Source organism: Wohlfahrtiimonas populi, assembly GCF_002006795.1.
In the GTDB taxonomy this organism is placed as follows: Bacteria; Pseudomonadota; Gammaproteobacteria; order Cardiobacteriales; family Wohlfahrtiimonadaceae; genus Wohlfahrtiimonas; species Wohlfahrtiimonas populi.
Window position 1 is genome coordinate 86,601 of sequence record NZ_MVDN01000006.1, and the last position, 17,969, is coordinate 104,569.

Sequence of the window (17,969 nt, forward strand, 5' to 3'; positions counted from 1 at the left end):
GTATCTGAACTAAAAAAGCGCCAAAGGCGCTTTTTTATTGTCTCGCATTCCACTATTTACTTTTAACTGGCTTTCCTAAAGATCTCTGTACTACAAAAATTGAGCCCAAGATCACCACAAAACCAATCATCGAAATGAATGATAGTTTTTGTCCTAGGAAAACCCAGCCTAAGAAAAATGCAGCAACAGGGCTCAACAAACCTAATGTTGAAACAATTGCTGGTGATAATTGCTTAATCCCTTGGAACCACAATATATATGCTAATAAAGCACCAAATAAACAGAGATAGCTATAGCCTAAAATATTTTTTATGGTCATTGTTGGCCAACTTTCCATCGTTAAAAATATAGGCAAAATGAATAGCCCCGCAAATACTAATTGCCAGCCTGTGAATGCAAATAGTGGCAAATCAACTTTCCAATAACGGCTAAAGAATGTTCCACATGCCATTGATAAAGCACCTGCTAATGCTGCAGTTACACCAACCATATCAGCTTTCATATTTGGTGAATACAACATAATGATCATGCCAATAAGCCCTGAAATTCCAGCGATCCAAGCTGCTCTTGGCAATACCACTTTAGCAATGCCAGACATTAACAACATTACAATCAATGGCTGAATTGCACCTAAAATCGCAGCCAATCCACCTGGTAAACGGTAAGCTGCAACGAATAACATAGCTTGGAAAAAGCCAACATTCAAAATGCCTAATATCGCTATTTTTAGCCAGTCTTTGCCTTTAGGAAATACTCTTGTCCATGCAATTAAAATCAATCCTGCAGGTAAAATCCTTAAAAGTGCTGCTAGAAAAGGATGATTCGCAGGCAATAATTCAGTGGTTACAATATAAGTTGACCCCCACATAATGGGCGTCAGTGCTGTTAACAAAATAATGGTTAAGCGAGACATAAATTTCCTCTAAAAGTATCTTGATGTTAAGATATAATATAAATCAATTTATCTCGAGATCAAGATATATGCCAAAAAATAATGATCATATTGTTCATGCACTCAATTTATGGAAAGTACAAAAGCCAGATTTGGAGGCTGATGAAATGCTGATGATTGGTCGATTAATCAATTGCTCCATTCAAGCGTTTAACCATCTAGATGCACTCTATGAAAGTTATGGCATTAATCGTGGAGAGTTTGATGTATTGGCAACAGTTTGTCGCAATGGTTCACCTTATGAGCTATCGCCAACACAGATTTTCTCATCACTAATGATCTCATCTGGCACAATGACGAATCGCCTTCAACAGTTAGAGAAAAAAGGATTAATCAACCGCTGTTGTAATCCTGAAGATGCTCGAAGTTTATTAGTTAAACTCTCAGATGAAGGACTAAAACTGATAGATCAATTAATTTATGATCATGTTGCGCTAGAAAAACAGATGAATGAATTGATTAGCCCTGAAGTTAGACAGCAAGTTACAGATGGCTTAGGTGAATGGCTAGAAAAACTCAAAGCCTTTTCTCCAAAATAAAAATATTTTGAATCATCAACAAAAAAAAGAGATTCCTAAGAATCTCTTTTTTATACTCAACCGAATATCAACGTACACCAATAAAATATATCAGCAAACAAATTATCAACACAAAACCAATTGAACCTAATATCAACTTTTGCTTTTGTTTTTTAGCATAAGCTTTTTGTGCTGAAGCTAATACTAGATTTTTTTGATCAACAATGGCCAACTCTTTTTCCATTTTGCTAAAAATCTCATTATCAAGCTTTTCTTTTTCCTCTACAGACAAATCTTCTCGCGCTGCTAAAGCTTCAGTCTCTTGCATATAGCCATCAAGTTTTTCTAAAGATTCCTGAATACTGTTCATGATATAGGTAATATTGTTGATATTCATAACCTTATTTCCTTATATTTTTAGTTATTTTCACCACTATAGAAGATAATAAAATTAAAGCAATAATATTCGGGATCACCATTAAACCATTGAACATATCTGCCATATCCCAAACTAAATCCACTTTAAAGAATGCTGCAACAAAGATAAAGCAAACCACTAAAACTTGGAAAATACGTATCGCTAAGGATGAATTAAATAGGTACCGTACATTCGTTTCCGCATAGTAATACCAACCAATGATGGTCGAAAATGCAAAGCACAACAATGCAATACTTACAAAATATCCACCAAAGTCACCAAATACTGATTGATATGCTTGTTGCGTAACAGCAATTCCCTTCACTTTATAAATGGATAAGAAGTTACCATCTTGTAAGGTTAAACCTAATGCTGCCCAATCTTTCAATGCTGATGTAATGATCACAAAACCTGTCAAAGTCACAATTGTACATACGATGAAAACGCCCATCATTGCGAGGAATGCTTGCTGTTCTGGTGCTGTATCTTTCGCAACTGCATGCGCATGTGGCGTCGAACCCATACCTGCTTCATTCGAGAATAAACCACGCGCAATACCAAAACGTGCTGCTTGCTGAATCGCAATACCTGCGCCTGCACCTAACACAGCTTCTGGATCAAATGCTGCAATGAAAATAATGCGAATCGCTTCCCACAAATATTGGTAATTCAACGCTAAAATCACAACAACGCCCAATAAATAGAACAGCGCCATCAATGGAATCAGTTTTTCCACAACCGCTGCGATGTTCTTAATTCCGCCCATGATCACCAAACCTGTAATCACAGCTAAGATTAACCCCATCACACTTGCAGGAATACCAAACGAGTTATTGAAAGCTTCAACGATGGAGTTACTTTGTACCATGTTGCCGATTAAGCCCAATGCAATGATAATCAACACCGCAAAAATCACAGCCAACCACTTCAAGCCTAAGCCTTGCTCAATATAATATGCAGGACCACCCACAACTTGCCCATTTTTATCTTTAGTTTTGAAATGAATCGCTAAAATTGCTTCTGCATAGATTGTCGCCATGCCTAAAAATGACGAAATCCAAATCCAGAAAATCGCACCAGGTCCACCTAGTAAAATTGCCGTTGCTGGCCCTGCTAAGTTACCTGTCCCCACTTGCCCCGCGATCGCTGTTGCTACTGCTTGGAATGAACTCATTCCGCTCTTCCCCGCTTTTTCCCCTTTTAGGGAAACACCAGAAAAAAACATCTTCATCCCCGAGATAAACCCTCGAACCTGAATAAAACCTAAACGCACTGTAAAAAATATTCCTACGCCAACCAATAGAAATATCAAAATATGATTCCACAAAATACCATTAACGGTGCTCACCACCGTTTCTAAAAAGTGCATGTTGCCTCCCTTATTACACAGAAATATAGTTTATATTTTTTTAACTATTTTGTAAGAAACAAAATAAACAAAATTCACACAATCCAGATGAAATATCGGTAAAATGCGCTATGCTGTACAAATATCATTATTAAAATTCTAAGAATTTAGGATCCACATCACACATGATGAACATCAACCGCTTTCGCTCTCAGTGAAGCACTCACAGAATCTCTAGTTTAGAGATAAGTTTGGGTGTTATGCGTTTGATCGTCCATTGATTGAAGTTTAACACCCTTCTTTTGTCTATTTCAAAAAAAGGAACGTGTTAACTCTATGAATCCATGGCAAACTTTTAAACAACAATACTTAATTAAGTTTTGGAATCCTGTGCCTGCAGTGATTGCAGCAGGTATTTTGGCGACTTATTATTTTGGTATTACAGGCACATTATGGGCTGTAACTGGCGAATTTACACGCTGGGGCGGACATGCTCTACAAATTGTCGGTGTTGATCCAAGTGATTGGACATATTTCAAAATGATCGGTTTTCAAGGCTCTCCATTAGATCGTACGGATGGTCTATTACTGATTGGTATGTTTGGTGGCTGTATTGCTTCTGCTTTATGGGCAAATAACATTAAATATCGCAATTCACCACATAAAATCCGTATTTTCCAAGCATTAGTGGGTGGTTTAATTGCAGGCTTTNCGCTGGGGCGGACATGCTCTACAAATTGTCGGTGTTGATCCAAGTGATTGGACATATTTCAAAATGATCGGTTTTCAAGGCTCTCCATTAGATCGTACGGATGGTCTATTACTGATTGGTATGTTTGGTGGCTGTATTGCTTCTGCTTTATGGGCAAATAACATTAAATATCGCAATTCACCACATAAAATCCGTATTTTCCAAGCATTAGTGGGTGGTTTAATTGCAGGCTTTGGTGCACGTTTAGCAATGGGCTGTAACTTAGCTGCATTCTTCACAGGGATTCCACAGTTTTCATTACATGCTTGGTTCTTTGCGATCACAACTGCGGTTGGCTCATATTTAGGTGCAAAAGTTGCCTTGCATCCTATCTTTAGAATTCCATTGAATTTGAAAAAAGTCTCTGCACAAGCGCCTTTGAAACAAAATCCAACGCAAGTGAAAAATCGCTTCATGCTAGGTTCTAGTATTTTTATGCTGTTAGCTGTCATCGGCATTGTATTGCTATTCATCAAACCTATGTTCGGCATTGCATTATTGTTTGGTACAGCATTTGGTTTATTGATTGAGCGTGCGCAAATCTGCTTTACTTCTGCATTCCGTGATCTTTGGGTAACTGGCCGTACACACATGGCAAAAGCAATCATCATTGGCATGTTGGTGAGCACAATTGGTACATTTGCATTCATTGAATCTGGTATTGATCCAAAAATCTATTGGGCTGGTCCAAATGCTTTATTGGGTGGATTATTATTCGGCTTCGGTATTGTATTGGCAGGTGGCTGTGAAACAGGCTGGATGTATCGTGCTGTAGAAGGTCAAGTTCACTATTGGTGGGTTGGCATTGGCAACATCGCAGGTGCAACGATTTTGGCTTACTTCTGGGATGACTTAACACCTTATTTAGTGGCTGACTTTGAGAAAATTAACTTATTACAAAAAGCTGGCCCTTACGGTGGTTTAGTCATCAACTATGCATTGATGATGGCATGTTTGGCTTTAGTTCTCTGGTGGGAACATCGCTTCTTCAAAAAACGCCAAGCAGCTAAAGAACAACCTGCAGTTGAAACAGCAGTACAACGCCCAATTAACGTGATTTCATAATCTATAAGGAAAATAATATGAGTAATTCAATCAATGTCGATGAAATCATCCCAACATTGCGCCTAGATATGGTGGGCGAACCTTGCCCTTATCCTGCGGTTGCAACATTGGAAGTGATACCACAATTGAATGATGGTGACATTTTAGAAGTCATCAGCGATTGCCCACAGTCCATCAACAATATTCCGATTGATGCAAAGAATCATGGCTATGAAGTCTTAGCCATTGAGCAACATGGCCCAACAATTCGCTATTTAATTCGTAAGTAAACATCACCATAGCCGCACTATTGCGGCTTTTCTTTTGCCGAGATGAAATTTCTTTCTTCGACATCATTTAACTATTCTACATTCCAAAATATTCATATATACTCGAAAACAGACAGACCAAAAAATAATAGAAACGATAGAAATAACAATAAATCTAAGATTATGAAGGAGTCATCATGAAGAAGAAAGTACTCATCACGTCTTTAATATGTTCACTATTAGTTCCCACGGCAAACCTAGCTATAGCTCAAGATGCATCTAAATTCGTTTTCTTCCATTTAGGAGAAAAAAAAGATGGCTCACTCGATTTAAATCCCAATAAACGATCTTTTTCTATTAAAAAAGAGGAAAGTTACTGCTGGATGACAACTATTCCTGCGGAAAAATTGACTCAAAAAACAGTCCAACTCACTGAAAAAATTACAACACCAAAAGCAGGTAGTTTTAATGTTAGCAATGGTCAAACTGTAAAACACAACAAAGATAAAACGCAATGGACGATTACTCATAATATTCCAACAGCTGATCTTAAAGAACAAAATGGTTTGTATATGGGTTGCTGGATTCCAAGCAATTCTGATCCTGTTGGTGAGTTTTCGTTAGAAATTTCTACAGGCAATACGACATTTCCTGCAGTAAAATTTGCACTGACAGAATAAAATTTCAAATGATAAAGCCACTAAAAATTTATGATTTAGTGGCTTCATATAATGGTTTGGCTAGATATTCTTCAACCCATAATCAATCGCATCACTAGCGATATTCACCATCCATTCGATGTCTTTTTCAGTCACAATATATGGCGTATTGAAATATACAATTCCGCCTAATGGGCGAATCAATAAGCCTTGTTTCGTTGCATAATCAAACATCTTTAAGCCTAAACGCTTATCCCAAGAAAATGATTCTTTGGTTGCTTTGTCTTTCACAACTTCAATCGCCGTGATCATGCCTTGCTGGCGAACTTCTGCCACATTTGGGTGATCCTTAAGTGGATTCGTATGTTTCGCAAATGCTTGAATAAGTTTCTGATTATTTTCAATCACATTATCTTCTCTAAAAATAGACAATGTCGCCAATGCTGCACTACAAGCCAACGCATTGCCCGTATAACTATGAGAATGCAAAAATACTGATTCAGGATGATATTCACGATAAAAAGCATCATAGACTTTCTTGCTTGTCATACAAACGGACATTGGCAAATATCCACCTGTTAAAGCTTTCGATAAACACAAGAAATCTGGCACCATATTCGCTTGTTCATGGGCAAACATCGTGCCTGTGCGACCAAAACCAACTGCAATTTCATCCAATATAATGTGCACATTGTATTGATCACACAATGCACGCAACTTCGTTAAATACAATGGAGAATGCATTCTCATTCCACCTGCACATTGCACCAATGGCTCGATAATCACTGCTGCAATTTCATTGTGATGCTTGTGGATTAACTCTTCCATTTCCACAAACATTTTTAATGTATAAGCTTCAACCGTTTCATCTTCCGCTTTGTAATACAGATCTGGCGCTGTGACTTTAAATGTATCAAATAGCATCGATTTATAGCTTTGCGTGTATAAAGGAGCATCGCCAACGGACATCGCACCCACAGTTTCACCATGATAGCTATTGGTGAACGTCACAAATTTATTCTTTGTGGGTTCGCCAATATTGCGCCAATAATGCATGCTCATTTTGAGCGCAGATTCAATGCACGATGAACCATTATCCGCGTAGAAACAGTAATCCAATCCTTCGCCTGTAATGCGTACCAATTCTTCTGATAATTCGATCATCGGCTCATGTGTAAAGCCCGCCATAATCACATGTTCCAATTGATCCAATTGATCTTTCACAGCTTGATTAATGCGAGGGTTCGCATGCCCAAACACATTCACCCACCAAGAACTGATGCCATCTAAATATTTATTGCCATCAAAATCATAGAGCCATAAACCTTCGCCACGCTTAATCGGGATTAATGGATAAGTTTCGTGATCTTTCATTTGCGTACACGGATGCCAAACAACGGATAAATCACGTTGCATCCATTTTTGATTTTCAGTCATGGTTTTCTCTTATTTTAATGATGGTAAGGATAAATAATCAGCTGCAGAATCGCCCTCTGCTAAAAATGACACAACCCCCAAGCAAGGCGCTTGCATGTGTGCTTTTAAATATTCGATGTTTTCAACTTGGTATGGCATATCAGAATCAACACAATTGGCAACCCAACCTGCTAATCGTAAACCTGCTTTTTGGATGGATTCCTGCGTTAACAATGCATGATTGATTGCACCTAACTTCACACCCACAACTAAAATCACAGGTAAATCTACTGCTTTCACCCAATCTGAATAACACTCTTGTTGATTGAGCGGCGTATGCCAGCCACCTGCGCCTTCGATCAATACAAATTCAGCCGATTGTGCTAATGCAGATTTCAAGGCTTCATTAATGGAATCTACAGTGAGTTCTACATTTTCTTGTTCCGCTACAATGTGCGGTGCAATCGCAGGTGCAAAACAAAAAGGATTGATTACAGCATAATCGCAAGGATATGTGGAAGCTTTTTGATGTGCCAAAGCATCTTCATTGCGAAGCCCTTCTTTTGTCATCTCACTGCCACTTGCCACAGGTTTAATCCCCAAAGATTGCAAGCCCAACTGCCCTGCTTTCTCTAATAAGCCTGCCGTGATTCTTGTTTTGCCAATTTCTGTATCTGTGCCCGTCACAAAAAAGCGCTGTATCGTTGCCATTTCATTCTGCCTTAATTAAAAACAGATAAAATTGTAACGATACAGCGCCTTATGTCAATCTATTAAAATAATTACTAGTTTACGTAATATTATTTATTGAATAAATTCAAATAGATGTTTCATGCAAATAAATCCATTGCCAAGTATTATTCTCAACAATTACACATGCTGTGGATAATCGGCTCGTAATCACGCCGTTTTCATTGTGGATTTCTTTGTATTGCAACCAAACCGTAGAATCTTGGTGATTAATCACGTTAATATCTTCAATTGTGATCTTTAAACCTGTTCTTATGCCTTGCTTGCTTGTAAATAATTGCTGAACAGCTTCTAAATTCACCTTGTACCCTGTTGTGGTGATCATCTGAAAATCAGGGTGAAAAGCGTTGAATAACTGAGCTAATGCTTCAGGTTGATTCTGCGTAAATACATTTTCGATGTATTCGTGAATATCAATCACACTTTGCTTTGCAATTTGAATCTTTGACATAAATTTTCCTTATTTTTAAATAACTTGAACATAACCATAAGATTAATATCTCGTCATAAAGCGAGATACCGGAGAAATAATTTTAAGATGGTAATTTACGAACCATGAATAACGTGACAATTCCGATCATGGCTGCACTTAAAAAGGTTGTTGTATAAGCTAATTCAATAGGTACGATCAATTGCCACAGTGAAAACATCAACGTTAAAACTGATAACCCAATGCAGAAAGTTACTTGGCGATTAATGTTCCACAACACGCTGCCTTTGAGTAATTCATCATCTTTGAAATCTAAAAGCGCTGTTGTTTGTGCGGCATTGGCGCCTACTCCACCGCCAATCCCCATCAATAAATAAGCCGGAATCAAAATGATTAATGTGTGAGATTGATCTACTCCATACAATGTGCCAATTCCTAAACTGTGAATGATTAAGCCAATAGATAAAAGCTTTTTAGCGCCCATTTGGTTATAAAATCGCCCACTGAAGAGCATCGCACCAAATGCACCCATCGCATACAAAAGCATCATCTGCCCCGTTTGGGTTGCTGAAAATCCAAGAATATTTTGTAGATAAAATATTGCCAAAAAGTTCACGCCCATAAAAACGCCCGGCACAGCATAATAAACAGCAACAGATACATTTAATCGTCGATTACGCAACAGTGATAAATCCACCAAAGCATTCACACTATTTCTGCTGTAACGATAGTAAATGACAAATAAAGTGATCCCAATGAATAATGCCAAATGTATGAATACTGAATAATTTTGTAAGCCATATTGCGTCAATGCCGTTAGAACTAATAGCAAACTGAATGAAATTAACCCTAAGCCAATCCAGTCAGGTTTAATGATCTTTTGAGTGGCGGAATCTTTTACCCAAAACCATGCCAACAATGCAGTGACAATCGCTAATGGTACATTCACCCAGAAAACCCAATGCCAAGACCAAACATCCACAATCATTCCGCCCAAGCTTGGTGAAAATGCTGGTGCGATCAACGCAATTGCCATGATCATGGTGGAGATTTTACTGCGCTCTGCTAATGAAAATGCCTGAAAAACTAGCGCTTGCCCGAGCGGAATCATTAAGCCACCGCCAATCCCTTGAATGAAGCGAGCTAACATTAAGCTATAAACATCACCGCTCATGCCACATGCAAAGCTTGCCAACGCAAAAATCAGCATAGATAACGTTAATAATTTACTTGCGCCAATCAAATTCGCAAACCAATGGCTGAGCGGCATGATCAGCGTTAAGCCCAAGATATATGCATGGCTGATCCATGTTATTTCATTGGCAGACAGTTGCATTTGCACGGAAATGGCTGGTAAAGCCATTACGGACATAAAAATATTGAGGCAATCTAAGAAAAATCCCAATAAAAAGACAATTGCCAATTGATAACGGTACGACATCACAATGCTCGAATCATAAAAAGAAGCAATCTTAAAAGGCTAGGCTTGTACTGTCGATGCAATGAAACTAAACTCATTGTTAAACAGAGTTAAACAATTAGAGAAATATTCTATGGAATTTAAACAAATTAAAACATTTTTACAGGTTGCTGAATTGGGCTCTTTCACGAGAGCAGCTGAATCTTTGGACTTAAGCCGTGCAATGGTGAGCATTCAAATCAAGCAATTGGAAGAGAATTTGGGCGTGACATTGTTCCATAGAAATACTCGTCAAATTGAATTAACAGATGCAGGCAAATCTTTCTATCAAGATTGCCAAGCTATTTTTCAAAGTTATCAACAAGCTGTGGAAAAGATTCAGCACAATGATGCGCAGCTAAATGGCACTTTGCGCATTGGCTCTACGTACGAATTTGGCATGCAATTCATTGCGCCCATTCTCACAAAATTCTGCCAAAAGCATCCAAATCTACAAATTCATTATGATGTAAATTCTTCTATCAATGATCTCATTGCGGATCAATTGGATATCGTGATTCGATTAGGTAACTTGCCTGATAGCTCATTAAAAAGCCGTAAAATCGGGCAATTTCAAATTATCTTGGTTGCTTCACCTGAATTTTTAGAAAAATATCCTGTGAATCAATTGGATGATTTACTGAATGTGCCTTGGATCACACAAACGCAGTGGCAGAACCACTATTTCACGTTAACAAATGATGCAACACAGAAGGATTTTCATTTCGTACCACCTTCTAGCAAACACCAAACAAATGCAGGCGGATTGACACATTTGATGGCTGTCGATAGTTTAGGTTTAACCATTTGCCCATTGTGGCTAGTTGAAAGTGGTCTCAACCAAGGGAAATTAATGCGTGTTTTGCCTGATTATTCTTTGCCAACACAAGACATTCACGCTTTATATTTGCATCAAAAGCACTTGCCCAACAAAACACGATTATTCATTGATTATTTGAAACAGCATTATTTTAATTCATAGATAATAATCGATATTCTCTCTTCCCAAAAGGAAGAGAGATTAACAATAGGGGAATTATGAATTATTGCTGTTCATAACAGCTTTGCCAGAATCTCTGATCCCACAAGCAACCTTCTTCGTAATAATCATTCATTTGATTGCGGATAAAGTCCAAAGCTTGATCGCCATAATGATCACACACTTCGCGAAGTTTACGCACCGATTCTGAATGTTCAATGCCTGCATACATATCGATCCAATCCACATAGAGATTATGCTCTCTTAAATGTTGATCATAGATATAAATGCCCAATTGCTGATACACAATAAAACACGGCAACATTCCTGCAACTGCTAATTCAATCGGCAATGTTGCAAGCTCTTCATTGAATTCAATGAAACCTTGGCAAGTTTCTGTCGGTTCAATATCAGCCAAATCTCGCTCTAGATAGATATCATGCAAGCCTTGTTCTGCTGCCATATTTTCTTCCACAAAATCACGAAAATATTGTTGATATTTAGGTTCAGGAATGCGCTCCGCCATTGTGCGCAATAACTTTGTGAATGCTTGCAAATACAATGCATCTTGCTCAATGTAAAACATAAAGCTATCTGCATTCAATTTTCCTGTGATCAGCTCCTGAACGAATGGCAATTGCTGAGTTTTTTCATAAATCGGCAAATGCTTCTGCCATGCAACTTCACTCCAACCTTGTTGATTATGCTGCATGATGATTACCTTTTATAAGCACAAATGGCAACATAATCACCTTTATCATAACCTTCGATTGGCTCTTCTGCTTTATCATTGGAATAGACAGGATGCGCTACTAAGGTTTGATAAAATTCGAAATCTGTTAAGCCAATCTTTTTCATGGTTTCAATCTTTTCGCCCGTTGTACGCCAATTGGCTTGATCCACCAATTCAATCGGATAAGGATTACGAGGATAAGCTTCTTTCAATAATGGATGATCCCAAGATTTCACAGCTTTTGCCAAGTTATACAAAAGCCCATATCCGCTCTCTTTTGGAATATCAATCACAATCAATTTCCCGCCAACATTCAAAGCATCAAAGCTATTTTTCAACGCTTTTTCTAAATCTGTAATGTAACCAGGGCAACCGTTATAAATGATCGTGTCATATTTTTTATCTGCATAATCAAAATCTTCAGATGTTGAAATTGTCACATTAACGCCACGCTTTTGTGCGATTTCTGCCATATCTTTCGATGGCTCTAAGCCTTCATTGATCTCAATGCCGTAATCTTTACGCAAAATCGACTCAAATAAACCGCTGCCACAACCCACTGAAAAAATGTTCTGGCAACCTTCTAAAGTTTTGGCCACTAATTTCACTTCTGATAACAGCACGTTTTCATTCTCTAAAAACCAGCTGTCATATTTTTCTGCATATTGATCAAAACTCTTTTGACTCATAATTTCCTCAAGATTCATTGGTAAAATGTGTGAAGCTCAATCTCGCACTATTTTGGAGTTTTTTATCACCAAAATATTCGCAAGATAACGCTAAAATATTCATATCAGCCAACGAATCAATGATGTTTTTCGTGGCATTTTTATGGGTTAGATATAGATGAAATCCACCCAATGGCAGATCAAATTGATAATCGTTTGGCAAAGTTTCCTTCAACCATTGCACACAGTTTTGCGCACGCTGGTGTAACTCTTTGCGTAAATGCTCTTCATGCGTGAATGCATAATGATTCAGATAATGCTCCGCCATTACTTGTGGCAATGCACTCAAGCCTGAATCGAGCTTTTGGCGAATATTCGCCAAATGATTCACCACAGATTCAGGTGCAATCATCCAACCAATTCGGATGGATTTCCCGAGATATTTGGACAGTGAGCCAATATAAATCGTCTGCCCTTCGATATCCAATTGCTTAATGGGACTCGTATCAATCGTGGAATAAAAAGATAGTTGGCTATAAGCATCATCTTCCACAATTGGAAGGTTTTTACGTCGGCAGAAATCCATCAAAGCTTTTTTACGGTTCATTGGCATCACTGAACCTGTAGGGTTTTGAAAATTAGGATTCACAAATAGCATTTTTAACGAATGCTTATGCACCAATTCATCTAATCGCTCAATGGACAAGCCATGTTGATCCACAGGAATGCCATAAATCCTTAAACCCACAGATTGAAAAATCGGCAAAGCATAGAAATAAGATGGCTGTTCAATTCCGATTGCATCACCCGGCTTTAATAAACCCAAAGCAATCAGAGAAATTGCTTGCTGAGCACCTGATGTAATCATGATCTGTTCAACAGACACAGTAAAATTGAATCGCGTTTTGAGATATTGCTGAACAGATTCCCGTAGCGATAAAATGCCCAGTTGTGCATTATCTTGCTGCTCTGCCAAGATCAATGATTGCCAATCCCATTCAGGTAACTTGAGTGATGGATAAAGATCGATTGGCAAATCACCATTGCGTAGATCATGATTACTTTGTGTAGATGTTGGCTGAAATGATGGTAATTGCTGATAACTATCTACAATATTATTGCGCCAATTGAAAGATGGATAGGTTAACAACCCCCATTTTTGGTCATTCACATAAGTACCCGAACCAAGCTTTTTAATGATAATATTGCGGTCAGCCAATTCATCTAAAGCACGAATCACCGTAGAACGATTCACATTGAGCCAAATGCTCAAATCACGCTCTGAAGGCAAACGCTCACCCGGCGATAATTCACCTGAAATAATAGCAGCTTCAATACCTTCAATGATTTGTTGATACAGTGGTTTGCCACTTTGCTTTTGAATGTTAAACATCTCAATCCATTTCCTCAATCCACACTAAGCATAGCAGAAGAAATACAATAAAAGTGGATGGTATAAAAAGCAACCAATTGGATCTATTTCGTATCTATTCCCTTTGTTAGTCTACATGCTCTGTTAATCATTAAAAGACCAACGAGGATATTGGAATGACTAAATTTGTAGAAATGCCAAAGCGCGGCGTAATCATGGATGTTGTGAATGTAGAAGAAGCAAAAATTGCAGAAGCTGCAGGCGCTGTTGCAGTCATGGCTTTGGAACGTGTACCGTCAGACATTCGTAAGGAAGGTGGCGTTGCTCGCATGACTGATCCTGAATTGATTCATGCAATCAAAGCATCAGTTTCGATTCCTGTGATGGCAAAAGTACGCATCGGGCATATTGCAGAAGCTCGTATTTTAGAAGCAATTGGCATTGATTATATTGATGAAAGTGAAGTATTAACGCCAGCGGACGATGTTTATCACTTATTGAAAAGTGATTACAAAGTACCATTTGTATGCGGTTGCCGTAACTTGGGTGAAGCGCTTCGTCGCATTGGTGAAGGTACACAAATGCTTCGCACAAAAGGTGAACCAGGTACAGGCAATATCGTAGAAGCTGTGCGCCATATGCGCCAAGTGAATGAAGAAATCCGTTTATTAACGACAAAATCAGATGATGAATTGATGGTTTATGCACGCGATATCGCAGCACCTTATGAGTTAATCAAAGAGATCAAAAAAGCGGGTCGTTTACCAGTTGTGAACTATGCAGCAGGCGGCGTTGCAACACCGGCAGATGCTGTATTGATGATGTTATTAGGTGCAGATGGTGTATTCGTTGGCTCTGGTATTTTTAAATCAGAAAATCCTGAGTTATTCGCCAAAGCAATCGTAGAAGCTGTAGCTAACTACGAAGACTTTGATCTATTAGCAAAACTCTCTCGTAACTTAGGCAAACCAATGAAAGGCATTGAAATTGCAACATTGGCAGAATCTGAGATTATGGCGGGTCGTTAATTCTCAAGATCAAAAAAAGGTTGCTTAGAATACAAGCAACTTTTTTTGATAAATATAACTAATTCTTTTATAGGTGCTTGAAATAATCAGAAATTATACTCAAGACCAATCGATAAACCATAATTTTTTGTCGGCTGCTTACCGGTTAACCCCTTTATTTCACCCCATATTTTCAAATCTTTTGATGGCCTTGCATTAAAGCCAAGTTTACCCTCAAACATAGTGCCATTTTTATAGGACTTTAATGCCTCAAAAGATCCCAATCTTATACTATCACCATAATGTGTAGTAACTTGAGTATTGTCATACCAAATACTAACACCGGCATAAGGCTCTATTATCGAGTCTGTATTGAATGTCAATACTGTGCCAACACGACCAATGAAGTTGCCCTTAAGCACTGTTTTAGATAAATTACCATTGTGATCTCTAAATGTATCACTTCGATAATCAACATAGCCTAACTGAACTTGCGGTTCTAATATAATATTCTCTACTAAAGCAATTGGATAGCCTCCTATAGTAGTGAAACTAATACCATGGCTATGGTATTTATAACTCGCATTGCCTCGTGTTTTATTAGTTGTTTTAAACTTTTGATATTGTGCATAAACATCGATATATGGGCTTAAATTAGTATTATCCAAATACCATGTACCATATAGGCCAAATCCATAAGCATCAGTATCTGATATCGCTCTAGAACTTGTTATTTTATTACTTGCTTTGCCATCAATTTTATGAATCGATGTCATAACTCCTAGTACTAAAGAACTGTCTCCTGTTTTAAATGTATGATCGACACCTAATTGTATGCCTTTTATCGTACTTTTAAATGAGAGTTGCCCATGAGCACCTTCACCCTTTGTTTTACGATAATCTGTAATCATCCAGACATTGCTGCTTTTCTCACCTCTATCTCTCACCACAAAACTACCTATTTCAGGGGTTAACAAACTAACTGCTACAGCTCCCACCCCCATATTTACACCTGCATCTGGTCGATACCATGATATATCATGACCATTATTGTCATTAATACTATGAGAGGCCAAAACCCAATCTTCACCTGACTGTTGTAATTGATATTCATAATTACCAGCAACAACGACATTGCTAAGCTTAAAAGCATCTGTATTCGAAGTACCTGCAACCTCAATCACCTTAATACCATGAACTGTTTGCCCACCTAATCCATCAACATTAGTGACATATACAGATGTTTTCCCACTTGCATTACCATCGATACTCAGCAGCTGAGTTGTTGCGCTATCATCTCCAAGCTTTGTAGAAAGCCTTAAACGCCCATCAATACCTATATAATCACCACCAATATTTAATGTACTATCCAAACCACTCATGGATAAGTCAATCATTCCCGCATTTTGAAAGTCCCCTAATACAGCAAAGTTATTGACAGAACTCAGATTTGATCGTGCCGCACTCCCCACAAAAAATGCTCCTTTGTTAATTACATTTCCGTCTATAGTTCCACTGCCTGAAACCCTACCATTTTCAGAAATATTAACAAGATTGGTACCAGATAACTTAGCGTTAGAACCGTTGAGCCTTAACTCTCCAGAATTAATATTTGTTTCACCTGTATAGGTATTTTCACCACCTAATAACAAAACTTGCCCTGCACCATTTAAATCAATACCTCCTGCCCCATTAATAGAGCCATTGAATTCACTATCACCTATTAAATTAAAGGTTAAATTACCACTACCTAAATCAACAACACCATTTTCTCCATTCAATGAACTAACTGAAAGATCATACCCATTTAGATTTAATGTACCTCCATCTTTTACAGTGTACTTACCGTTTTGGGCCAATGCATTTGCAGAACCAGCAACTAAACTTCCTTTAGAAACAAAGGTTTCACCAGAGTAGGAATTATTACCCGAAAGCACTAATTCACCACTTCCAATCTGATGAACTGAGCCTGATCCTGAAATAACATTGCCAAAAGTCAATGAGTCACTTCTATTAAACGCCAATGTGCCGTTGTTGGTAATATCACCTATAACTAGACCTGTTGTGCCACCATTACCTAACTGCAAGGTGCCCGATATAATTGTCGTGCCACCAACATAGCTATTATTTTGTTCTAAAATGGTTACTCCTCTATCACCTCCATTTACATTAATACTACCTACACCGATGATAGAAGAAGAAATTAAAACACTATCTGATTGATTGAAGTTAATGACTCCTGAGTTTTGTATATCCTGTACACTGGAAATAGTACCTCCCGTATTGCGATCTAAGCCATTAATAGTTCCACCTATATTTAAAACTCCATTTGAGTTAATAACAATGGTTCCTGAATTACCAAGATTAATTGAACTATTATCCTTTAAATTGACAATACCAGCCCCATCAGCACCAATAATAAGCTCTTTTCCAATATTAATTTCTGAACCATTTGAAAGAGTTAGCACACCATCACCAGCTCTACCTGCTGATCCTCCTACTCCATTACCACCATTACCACCATTACCACCATTTAACCCACCAACTCGTATATAATTACTAACATTAATAGTAGTATTATCAATTTCTAATGCACCTGATTGTCCATTACCACCATTACCACCACCTCGCCCACCACTAGACCGTACAGCTCCTTTTCCAGCAATATCATTATTCGCATCTTCGCCTTTACCAACTCCTGCTGGTCCACCGCCACCGCCACCGCCACCGCCACCGCCACTTCCCCCAATAGCTATAATGTCCCAATTTTTATCATATTGATTATCTGTTATTTTTATATTATTACTATTATAAGTAGATAATGCACCATTACCACCATTACCGCCTGAACCAGCATTCGTTCCATCAATACCTGAGCTATCACCACTTCCCCCCTTACCACCAACACGGCCAATACCTCCTGCACCGCCACTACCCGCAAGTATGCCACCGCCACCACCGCCGCCGCCGCTTCCAGTAGCTGCTCCGCCACCGCCACCGCCACCGCCATTACCAATTAATAGATTTTGACCTATTGCATGAGTGGAAAGAGCTCCCAAAATAATCAAGGCCAATTTAATGTTTAAATATTTTTTTTTCATAACTTCCTTTTAACTTAACAAGTTTATACTGATAGAATTTACATTTTTAGAATTTCGTTAAGATACGCATGTATAATACAGAGGCAATTAGCAGT

General features: G+C 38.2%; 16 protein-coding genes and 2 pseudogenes. 7 read left to right on the top strand and 11 right to left on the bottom strand.

Features of this window, described 5'->3' with window-relative positions; translation table 11 throughout:
* Positions 1-52: 52 nt before the first annotated feature.
* On the bottom strand, positions 53-913 hold the full coding sequence (locus tag BZK16_RS08350) for an EamA family transporter (protein WP_077928439.1): 861 nt from the start codon (positions 911-913) through the stop codon (positions 53-55).
* Between the two features lie 68 nt (positions 914-981).
* Between BZK16_RS08350 and BZK16_RS08355 the strand changes: the two genes are divergently transcribed.
* Complete coding sequence (locus tag BZK16_RS08355; protein WP_158076836.1) at positions 982-1,491, top strand: MarR family winged helix-turn-helix transcriptional regulator; 510 nt, start codon at positions 982-984, stop codon at positions 1,489-1,491.
* 67 nt (positions 1,492-1,558) lie between these two features.
* On the opposite strand, the gene BZK16_RS08360 is transcribed toward BZK16_RS08355, so the two are convergent.
* Both BZK16_RS08360 and BZK16_RS08365 read right to left on the bottom strand, forming a co-directional pair.
* Complete coding sequence (locus BZK16_RS08360) at positions 1,559-1,867, bottom strand: hypothetical protein (RefSeq protein WP_077928441.1); 309 nt, start codon at positions 1,865-1,867, stop codon at positions 1,559-1,561.
* 4 nt (positions 1,868-1,871) lie between these two features.
* The gene (locus BZK16_RS08365; RefSeq protein ID WP_077928442.1) at positions 1,872-3,257 is read right to left on the bottom strand and encodes an alanine/glycine:cation symporter family protein; all 1,386 of its coding nucleotides are present in this window, start codon (positions 3,255-3,257) and stop codon (positions 1,872-1,874) included.
* 315 nt (positions 3,258-3,572) lie between these two features.
* On the opposite strand from BZK16_RS08365, the pseudogene BZK16_RS14885 reads away from it, so the two are divergent.
* The 4 genes and pseudogenes from BZK16_RS14885 to BZK16_RS08385 form a co-directional block, all read left to right on the top strand.
* Positions 3,573-3,737 (top strand): annotated as a pseudogene (locus tag BZK16_RS14885) (selenium metabolism membrane protein YedE/FdhT); the annotation flags it as partial.
* Positions 3,738-3,948: 211 nt separating this feature from the next.
* A pseudogene (gene yedE, locus BZK16_RS08375) lies at positions 3,949-5,052 on the top strand (selenium metabolism membrane protein YedE/FdhT); the annotation flags it as partial.
* A 17-nt stretch (positions 5,053-5,069) separates the two neighbouring features.
* Complete coding sequence (gene yedF, locus BZK16_RS08380; RefSeq protein WP_077928445.1) at positions 5,070-5,321, top strand: sulfurtransferase-like selenium metabolism protein YedF; 252 nt, start codon at positions 5,070-5,072, stop codon at positions 5,319-5,321.
* A gap of 176 nt (positions 5,322-5,497) precedes the next feature.
* Entirely contained in the window at positions 5,498-5,980 is a 483-nt protein-coding gene (locus BZK16_RS08385) for a hypothetical protein (protein ID WP_077928446.1), read from the top strand.
* A gap of 60 nt (positions 5,981-6,040) precedes the next feature.
* Here the strand turns inward: BZK16_RS08385 and BZK16_RS08390 are convergent, their stop codons facing one another.
* The 4 genes from BZK16_RS08390 to BZK16_RS08405 all read right to left on the bottom strand — a co-directional run bounded on the left by BZK16_RS08390 (position 6,041) and on the right by BZK16_RS08405 (position 9,996).
* Positions 6,041-7,396 (bottom strand): adenosylmethionine--8-amino-7-oxononanoate transaminase, encoded by a 1,356-nt coding sequence (locus BZK16_RS08390; RefSeq protein WP_077928447.1) that lies wholly within the window; start codon positions 7,394-7,396, stop codon positions 6,041-6,043.
* Between the two features lie 9 nt (positions 7,397-7,405).
* Positions 7,406-8,086: a dethiobiotin synthase gene (gene bioD, locus BZK16_RS08395; protein WP_077928448.1), complete on the bottom strand. Its 681-nt coding sequence runs from the start codon at positions 8,084-8,086 to the stop codon at positions 7,406-7,408.
* 106 nt (positions 8,087-8,192) lie between these two features.
* A complete protein-coding gene (locus BZK16_RS08400; RefSeq protein ID WP_077928449.1) occupies positions 8,193-8,576 on the bottom strand; it encodes a hypothetical protein in 384 nt (127 codons plus the stop codon).
* An 82-nt stretch (positions 8,577-8,658) separates the two neighbouring features.
* The gene (locus tag BZK16_RS08405) at positions 8,659-9,996 is read right to left on the bottom strand and encodes an MFS transporter (RefSeq protein WP_077928450.1); all 1,338 of its coding nucleotides are present in this window, start codon (positions 9,994-9,996) and stop codon (positions 8,659-8,661) included.
* A gap of 112 nt (positions 9,997-10,108) precedes the next feature.
* On the opposite strand from BZK16_RS08405, the gene BZK16_RS08410 reads away from it, so the two are divergent.
* Complete coding sequence (locus BZK16_RS08410; protein ID WP_077928451.1) at positions 10,109-10,996, top strand: LysR family transcriptional regulator; 888 nt, start codon at positions 10,109-10,111, stop codon at positions 10,994-10,996.
* Positions 10,997-11,057: 61 nt separating this feature from the next.
* Here the strand turns inward: BZK16_RS08410 and BZK16_RS08415 are convergent, their stop codons facing one another.
* The 3 genes from BZK16_RS08415 to BZK16_RS08425 are packed head-to-tail and all read right to left on the bottom strand — an operon-like array spanning position 11,058 to position 13,787.
* Positions 11,058-11,705, bottom strand: a complete 648-nt coding sequence (locus BZK16_RS08415) for a TenA family protein (RefSeq protein WP_077928452.1) — start codon at positions 11,703-11,705, stop codon at positions 11,058-11,060.
* Positions 11,706-11,710: 5 nt separating this feature from the next.
* Positions 11,711-12,415 (bottom strand): class I SAM-dependent DNA methyltransferase, encoded by a 705-nt coding sequence (locus tag BZK16_RS08420; RefSeq protein ID WP_077928453.1) that lies wholly within the window; start codon positions 12,413-12,415, stop codon positions 11,711-11,713.
* Positions 12,416-12,422: 7 nt separating this feature from the next.
* Positions 12,423-13,787 carry an aminotransferase-like domain-containing protein gene (locus BZK16_RS08425; protein ID WP_077928454.1) on the bottom strand — a complete coding sequence of 455 codons (1,365 nt, stop codon included), beginning with the start codon at positions 13,785-13,787 and terminating at the stop codon, positions 12,423-12,425.
* A 155-nt stretch (positions 13,788-13,942) separates the two neighbouring features.
* Between BZK16_RS08425 and pdxS the strand changes: the two genes are divergently transcribed.
* Positions 13,943-14,794, top strand: coding sequence for a pyridoxal 5'-phosphate synthase lyase subunit PdxS (gene pdxS, locus BZK16_RS08430; protein ID WP_077928455.1), 852 nt, complete (start codon positions 13,943-13,945; stop codon positions 14,792-14,794).
* An 86-nt stretch (positions 14,795-14,880) separates the two neighbouring features.
* Here pdxS and BZK16_RS08435 read toward each other — a convergent pair whose 3' ends face one another.
* Positions 14,881-17,874 (bottom strand): autotransporter family protein, encoded by a 2,994-nt coding sequence (locus tag BZK16_RS08435; RefSeq protein WP_077928456.1) that lies wholly within the window; start codon positions 17,872-17,874, stop codon positions 14,881-14,883.
* Positions 17,875-17,969 lie beyond the last annotated feature (95 nt).